We start from the raw sequence: 1591 nt of genomic DNA, 5'->3' as shown, positions 1-1591 counted from the left end.
CCTGAGCCGGTGGTATGCCAGATATAGCCGCCACTATCAGACGTACTCCACTTTTTCGCTTGATATGCGCTGTTTATCTTCCAAAGAATTCGTTCGGTCGCCGCAATTTGATAAGGACGCATCGCTAACAAGGTATCACTATCATCAAACACAGAATAATGTAGCAACACATTTAACAAGGTCTGTTTTTGGAAAAAAGTAGCGGTGAAATCTTTTAAATCTTTAATCAATTCGTTATTTGATTTTGCCCAATTCATGGTGAAATCAAAGCTATTTTTATTACGCTGGGTGGTATTGGCAAAATAACGGCTATCGGTTCCGTTTGAAATAACAAACAGCTGCAAATATTTAAACAGTGAGTTATCTGTATTCAAACTTTCTTTGCTGTAACGGTGCACTTGATTAAAGGCTTCACGGATAGCGACACCGCGTTTTTTTAGCTCTATCTGAACCAAAGGTAAGCCATTAACTAAAACCGTCACATCGTAGCGATTAGCCTGCGTACCTGTTTGTTCAAACTGCTTAATCACCTGCATTTTATTGCGTGCAATATTTTTCTTATCTAATAGGTATATGTTTTGTATATGCCCATCATCAAACACAAAGTCATAGATAAAGTCGTCATGGATTTTACGCGTTTTATCAATGCTATTATCACTAGGTTTATCTAAATATTGCTCAACAAAGCGCAGCCATTCCTCCTCTAAAAACTGTACTTTATTTAGCGATTGCAACTGCACGCGAACATTCGCCAGCATTTTTTCAGGGTTGTTTAAACCGGGAATATACTCATATCCTTGGTTTTTTAAATCCGTAATAAATTCACGCTCTAAATCGGACTCGCTTTGATAGGACTCATTAACTTGCGAACACTTGGTGTATTTATCCAAGATGATAAAATTATTTGATTCAGCAATGGCTTTATAATCGTTCATACCGTTGTTTCAGATTTTGGAAAGCTCAACAGTAAATCGCGATAATATTCATATTGCTGTTGGCGCAATTTAATTTCACGAGGCAAGCCTTCGCTGATCGAGTGCGTTAAGGCATCGAATTTATCTAGGATGGTGACGATCCGGGATTGTTCGGCAAGGGATGGGATGGGGAATCCCATCCTTTTCAATTCTGACATTTGTACACTTGGAAAGCTTGATGTATTTATTGATTGTTTTGCCTTCTCCGCCAGGATAAAAAAGTAATAAAAAACAAATTTAATATCTAACGATTCACAAAAATCACTCTTTACAGTGAAATTTGTGAATCGTTGATTACTCAGATAGTCAACTGTCACAAGGGCATGCTCACCAATTGTGGCTGTCGTCGACATAATGATTGAATTTGCAGGAAATAATTTGCCTTTTATCCCGTTTTTATGTGCATTCTGAATGGCATCACTTAAGATATTTCCATTGGTTCTTAAGTCTTCCATTCTAAACCATGGAATATCCCCATCTGTCCAGTATTCAGGTTTATTTTTGCTTGGAGTATAGCCATTCTTTAAAGTAAAAACTTCTGATAACGTCTTCCATTCCACTTGTCCTTCTTCAAAGGTTAAGAGTTGGTCGCGATAGTAGTTGTATTGTTTTTTCCG

2 protein-coding genes are annotated in these 1591 nt (G+C 37.5%); both read right to left on the bottom strand.

The window, feature by feature from the left end; genetic code table 11:
- The coding region (locus CDZ78_RS20175) for a type I restriction endonuclease (protein ID WP_244559316.1) at positions 1-935 on the bottom strand (935 nt) is incomplete at its 3' end.
- Positions 932-1591, bottom strand: a 660-nt coding sequence (locus CDZ78_RS20170; RefSeq protein WP_244559315.1) for a restriction endonuclease subunit S, incomplete at its 5' end; no start/stop codon positions are given. The genes CDZ78_RS20175 and CDZ78_RS20170, both read right to left, overlap by 4 nt.

The organism is Bathymodiolus platifrons methanotrophic gill symbiont (assembly GCF_002189065.1).
In the GTDB taxonomy this organism is placed as follows: domain Bacteria; phylum Pseudomonadota; class Gammaproteobacteria; order Methylococcales; family Methylomonadaceae; genus Methyloprofundus.
Note: the sequence above shows the minus strand (reverse complement) of the source record. Positions and strands in the feature narration are given on the sequence as shown.